The sequence below is a fragment of the Ruegeria sp. CK2 genome, assembly GCF_056536585.1.
The window spans coordinates 1-5904 of the sequence record NZ_JBQFPW010000041.1; the positions used below are offsets into that span (position 1 = coordinate 1).

The following is a 5904-nucleotide window of genomic DNA, read 5'->3' on the forward strand; positions in this document are numbered from 1 at the left end:
AGATTTTCAATCTCGACATGGAAGCTGCAGAGACCAAACCCAATGGGCTCTTGTCGGTACCGCGACTGTCTGTGTCCGAAGCTCTCAATAAGTACGGCTAATCCAAATTTCAATGTCGTGGAGTTACTCAAAGCAAACTTCTTTCGATAGATTTTGAAACGGAAAAAGACACATGAAGGCACGCCGCGCCATAACCTACGTAATGTCAGTTGTGGCACTCGTTGTTGTTGCCCTGACCTACCTTGTGTTGACTGGAGAGAATGGTCTCTCACGCCCTAAAGCTCCCGAACGATTGATTGATGTCACTCACCTCGACTCTACCGAGGCCAAAGAACTTGGCTGGAGTGCTGACGGATTGGGTAACGTCTTCGACCATGTTTCGACCCTGAGCACGGATTCCTTTTTGATTATGACTGATGGGCAGGTCGTCGGCGCGTTTGGCGATCTGTCTATACCTTACAACGTTCACTCAATTCGAAAATCGTTCCTAAGCGCGCTGATCGGTCAGCAATTCCACGCAGATGTGAGCCTATTGCCTCTGGATGCAACGCTTCAGGAACTTGGGATTAATGACTCGCCTGTGCCATTGACGGAGCTACAGCGCCAGACAACTGTGAGACATTTGCTGCGCAGCGTGTCAGGCATCAATCATCCGGCAGCCGCTTCGGCGGGGTTGCACGCAGAGATCGACAAGCGCTTGGGTCATACCGAAAACCAGCCAGGCACCATTTGGGCCTATAATAACTGGGACTACAATGCGCTTACGACTGTCTTCGAGAGCGCAACAGGCACTGAAATTGCAGAAGCCTTCGATCTCAATATCGCGCAGCCCATCGACATGGCTGATTTTGATCGATCCGCCGTGTCCTATCAGGCAGATCCCAGTCTTTCAGAGCACCGAGCCGCGATGTTTCGGATGTCTGCTCGTGACCTCGCCAAGTTTGGTGCGCTCTATCTCAACAACGGAGTTTCCGGTGAGCAGCGTATTCTTGCTGACGGGTGGGCGAGCCTCATAACCGAGGACTTCTCAGAAACTGGGAATAGCGGTTTGAGATGGGGGCACGGATATCTTTGGTGGATCTCAGGCCCAGAAACCGGTTTCCCCGATGGGACGTTCTGGACTTGGGGCCTCGGAAATCAAGCGCTTATGGTGATCCCCGCATGGAATACGGTCATTGTACACCAATCGGATACGACAGAGTTCTTGAAACGATTTCTTCCATTGATCGGTGATGAAGGTATGACTGGCGAAGACGCGCTTTTGCAACTCATTCGCGCTTGCCGACAAGAGGACGCCCGAAAGGCAGAATATTGCACAGAGCATCGCTTTATCACCCGGCGCGAGTTTGATGAACTTCTCTCTCTGATCGCTTCGGCCCGCTATTAGAAGGCCGCGCCCGCGCGCCGACATTAGCGCAGTGCCGATGAACGGTCGCAGACACCTGACTTTTCAATATCTGGCGAACGGCCCAAGGTCGGTGTGTCGGCTGAAACCTAGCGCGCAGCCACGCAACACAAGGCACGGGATTTGTACAACCAACTGCTGCAGGTTATCTCCGGCCGTGGTGACTTACGGTTCAAGCACGCGAAGCGACGCGCCTTTGGCGTCGAGTTCGTGCACCAGGTTCAGCACATCACGAGTGGATCGGTCAAGGCGGTCCAAACGATGAACGACGAGCTCATCGCCGTCACGCAAAAACTCCATCACTGTGGTCAGCTCTGAACGATCATCGCGGGACGCACCGGAAACTGTTTCCGAGCGGATCAGCTCACATCCTGCCGCCTTTAGCTTGGCTTTCTGGATGTCGAGATCCTGGCTTGAGGAACTGACGCGGGCGTATCCGATCCTGGGCATGGGCATATTCGCTCCTCAAAAACAAAGAGCGGGCCAAACGACCCGCTCTCAACGTTAACAGGTTAACTTACTCAGAAAGCGAATTGCGCCCCTAGGTCCGCGCGAATCTGGCCGTCCTCGTCCCCGCTCTGGATCTGGCCGATTCCGCCGAGCAGCGATGCGCCGCCGCCCAGGTCGTACTTTGCGCCAACGCCAATGTTACGGGCGCCCGCTCCTCCATCACCGTAGGCGAATTGAAGCGTGGTTGCTGCGCCCAGACTGTAGGCACCTGACAAACCGTAGGCCACGCCGCTTTCTTCTTTGTCCACATCATCGTTTGCAATGAACAGAGAGCCTGAGACATCGCCCACTTCTGCGCCCAGCGTCAGAACAACCAGGCTTTCTTTTTCGCCATCGGTCGGCGCCCCTGTCTGACCATAGGCCAAAGCTGCGGTCACGTTGTTGAACGTGTAGGCCGCGCTGATGTCCCAGCGGTCCCGGTCGCCCTGGTCATAAGACGCGCTGACCGCCCCGCCGCCGATTTCATACCGGAAGAACACAGCGTTTGAACCAGCTCCGTCAGAGGAATAGCCAAGGAAATCGTAGTCCACTCCGCTATACTGGCCGAGGAAGGTTTCAAGCCCCGGTTCGGTTCCATAGTAGTTGTCCAGGTTGTCGATTGCGCCCCCGACGTTACCCGCATCAACACGCAGGCCGCCATAGATGACTGAGAAACGCGCGCCGTTCAGACCGGCAGCCTTTTGTTCGCCGGTGTCGGCGTCCTCGTCAGCTTGCAGTCTCACACGGGCAGAGAATTCAACCCCGGTGTCGGTTTCCGTTTTGGCATCAATGTTCAGGCGAAAGCGTGAAACCAAAATAACGTCATCGGCTGTATCGCCTCGATCTTCGACATAGCCCAAGCCAAACCGGCCGTAACCTTCGAATTTCACTTCGGCGGCTGCAACGCTTGCGGTCGCAATCAGCGCGGTTGATGTAAGTAGAATCTTTTTCATGTTTTCACTCGGTTTGTTTCGGTTGGTATTAAGGCACACCCCCGTGCGCGCTGTGATTGATGCCCTTTAAAACGCACCGGATCAATATAGAATCCGTTTATTTAAGAACCCGTCTATTTAAAATCCGTTTATTAAAAGCGAACGTTGTGATTCAGCAACAGACTTTAGCACTTTTGTCCTTGTCAGATTAAAAGCTCTCGTTTATTTCCGCCAATGCGGGGTTCAGCACAACTCCCCCGCAAAGGCAGATCGGGGAAAGACGATTTGTCGGGTTGCGCGAGCGCGTTTCCCCTCGGTTTCACGCTCGCGCACTTGCATACGAGATTAGAGAAAGTCGGCCGCACTCACGGAATTATTGCCGGCTTGGTGGCCTCTCTGGAATTTTTATTGCTTTCGGCGGAGCAGGGGCGCATCACCCTGCGCAGCCGGTTTCGATTGCATTTCCGGCCGGGCCTGCAGCTCGACCTTTTCGCCCTTCGCGGGGTCGATTTCGGCTCGGTGCAGAAAAGCGCTATAAGGATTTTTATGAATAATAACAAGGTCTTACGAGGCTTATAATTTAGGGCATCGCGTAAACCGGTCGCAGAAAATACCGTTATTATTCAATAACTCATTTTCTCAACGCACAATTTAGCACTGAGCCGTAATCGACCCCATAATGGAGGTCTATTCAAGCTTGGGCGGGATAGAAGATGTGTTTCCAGCTAACCATTGTAAATCTTGGGGCATAGAGTTCGAAGGCATTGCGGTTGAACTAGATGAGCACTTCATTTCAATCGCTATCGAATAATTGATATTATCAATCTTTCGATAGGATAAATCTATGAATCTAGTCAACAAGACATTCTCAGAATTCAAACAATTGCGATGCGCTCTATATAATTGATATAATCTATCTTTCGATAGAATGGATCTATGAATCTAGCCGGCATGACATTCTCAGAGTTCAAACAATTGCGATGCGCCATGTTTCTTTTGCTTTCTATAGAGGGTTTGCTTATTGATGATTGTGATATGAATTAAGGGATATAAAGGGCGACAGAAAGCCTGGAGTTCCTCGACGCATCACAAACGTTCGTTTGAGAAATAGGCTGAATGACTGAGCAATCCGAGTTTCTGACACCGCGCCTTCGCCTTCGACCGTTTCGGGCAGACGATCTATCAGCCCGGAGCAGGAGTGATGGGGCCTGGCGGTTGCGCTTCCATCAAGGAACACCATGCTGATTGGATATGCCCGTGTCTCCAAGGCGGACGGTAGCCAGTCACTCGATCTGCAAAGGGATGCACTTGTCGCCGCTGGTGTCGGTTCCGACCAGATCTATTCCGATCAGGCCTCAGGCAAGAAAGATCAACGCCCCGGCCTGGAGGCCTGTTTAAAAGCCCTGCGTGAAGGCGACGTTCTGGTGATCTGGAAATTGGATCGGATGGGGCGCAGTCTGAACCATCTGGTGAAAACGACAACCGCGCTGTACGAACGAGGCGTCGGGCTGAAGGTGCTCACAGGCCTGGGGGCGCAGATCGACACGACGACCGCCGCTGGCCGTCTGTCATTTGGGATTTTCGCCGCATTGGCCGAGTTCGAAAGTGAACTGATCCGGGAACGTACAATGGCTGGGCTTCAAGCCGCCCGTGCCCGTGGTCGTAAAGGTGGTCGAAAGTTCGCTCTCACTAAAGCCCAAGTTCGAATGGCTCAGGCAGCTATGGCAAACAGGGACACTTCCGTCTCCGAACTTTGTGAAGAGCTTGGCATAAAACCCGTCACCCTCTACCGATACGTCGATCCCAACGGCAATCTACGTGAGTACGGCAGACGCGTGCTTGGAGCTTAAGGTGTCATTCTGCACTGAGCCGGAGCAGACCCCAGCTGCGCTGCCGAATTTTGAAAAGTTGGGCTCGGTGCCGTCGTTCACTGCGGATCGCAGGGACTACTGGTCAAAAGAGCCCTCACCAGACTTCCACCGCACTTTGTGGTTTTGCTTGTGCAGAAGGTGCTGAACCGCGCATTCCGGACGTTCCCAGGCGCTTCACAGATGGCAGGGCTGCGGGGAAACCGGTCTTTCGCTAATGGCTGCTATGCGCAGCAACTCGGAACTCAGCTGGGCTTAGGGAGGGTGAGAGAACCGTCATCTTCAAGAGGCCAATATGGGTTGTGAGCTACCTCCCAAACATGGCCGTCGGGATCGGCATAGTACCCCGAATATCCCCCCCAAAAGACTTCTTGTGGTTCCTTTAATGACGTTGCGCCCGCATGCAGGGCGCTTTGATAGGCTTTATCGACGCCCTCACGGTCAACCATGTTGAGTGCGAGCGTCATAGCTCCGGTCCCAAGTTCATTCGCGGGTCTGTTCTGGTCTTCAGCTAGCGCGTCATGTCCAAAAAGCCCAAGGACGAGTCCTCGAAGCTGATAGAATACGATCGTGTCGCCACCACGGGGAGCGGGGGTCCAACCAAGATCAGAGTAGAACATCTTCGATCGCTCGAGGTCGGCAACACCTAATGTAATCAATGAAACTCTCTGGGGCGTCATGGCGACCTACCTTTTCTTTCAGGTTCGCCCAAACATAGCGGACTTTGGTCGCTGTGCAGCATTTTTGATAAACGGGCTCGCTGCGGACCTTCTCTGTGACAAGCCTGAATTGGTAGATGAGCCCCAACCTGCCGTTGATCCCATTTCCGCCTTTCGTACATGCAGCGGACCGCAAACGCGCGAAAGCGGACGTTAAAAATCAGGTATCCGATGGCTGGTGAGCGGACAAAGCCGACAATGCCGGTTTGGGTGTGAACGTCTGCTATTCATCCCAATGCAAGTATACCCCTACCCTTGACCAAGCGCCCTAGCACATTTAGGCAAAATTGATCTGCCCGCCGGGACGACCCGGCCAAGAACGGCGCTTAGTCAGGACGACCTGATAAAACTGAGGTCGAAGATGACAACCAATCACAAAAATTCAAAGAAACTGATCGATGGTCGACCCGCCCTGATCGTGATCGACATTCAGAAGAGCACGTTCATTGATAACAGCGCAGTCCGCTCAATCGACAATATGCCGGGTTATA

The 5904-nt window shown here is 53.2% G+C and carries 5 protein-coding genes; 2 read left to right on the top strand and 3 right to left on the bottom strand.

Annotated features, from left to right (window positions below; translation table 11 throughout):
• Positions 1–172 precede the first annotated feature (172 nt).
• The gene (locus ACR0BU_RS24445) at positions 173–1387 is read left to right on the top strand and encodes a serine hydrolase domain-containing protein (RefSeq protein ID WP_480739518.1); all 1215 of its coding nucleotides are present in this window, start codon (positions 173–175) and stop codon (positions 1385–1387) included.
• Positions 1388–1570: 183 nt separating this feature from the next.
• Here the strand turns inward: ACR0BU_RS24445 and ACR0BU_RS24450 are convergent, their stop codons facing one another.
• Positions 1571–1861: a recombinase family protein gene (locus tag ACR0BU_RS24450; protein ID WP_480739520.1), complete on the bottom strand. Its 291-nt coding sequence runs from the start codon at positions 1859–1861 to the stop codon at positions 1571–1573.
• A 65-nt stretch (positions 1862–1926) separates the two neighbouring features.
• Complete coding sequence (locus ACR0BU_RS24455) at positions 1927–2847, bottom strand: porin (protein WP_480739521.1); 921 nt, start codon at positions 2845–2847, stop codon at positions 1927–1929.
• Positions 2848–4064: 1217 nt separating this feature from the next.
• Between ACR0BU_RS24455 and ACR0BU_RS24460 the strand changes: the two genes are divergently transcribed.
• Positions 4065–4676: a recombinase family protein gene (locus ACR0BU_RS24460; protein ID WP_299085541.1), complete on the top strand. Its 612-nt coding sequence runs from the start codon at positions 4065–4067 to the stop codon at positions 4674–4676.
• Between the two features lie 263 nt (positions 4677–4939).
• Here ACR0BU_RS24460 and ACR0BU_RS24465 read toward each other — a convergent pair whose 3' ends face one another.
• On the bottom strand, positions 4940–5374 hold the full coding sequence (locus ACR0BU_RS24465; protein ID WP_480739523.1) for a VOC family protein: 435 nt from the start codon (positions 5372–5374) through the stop codon (positions 4940–4942).
• Positions 5375–5904: the final 530 nt, after the last annotated feature.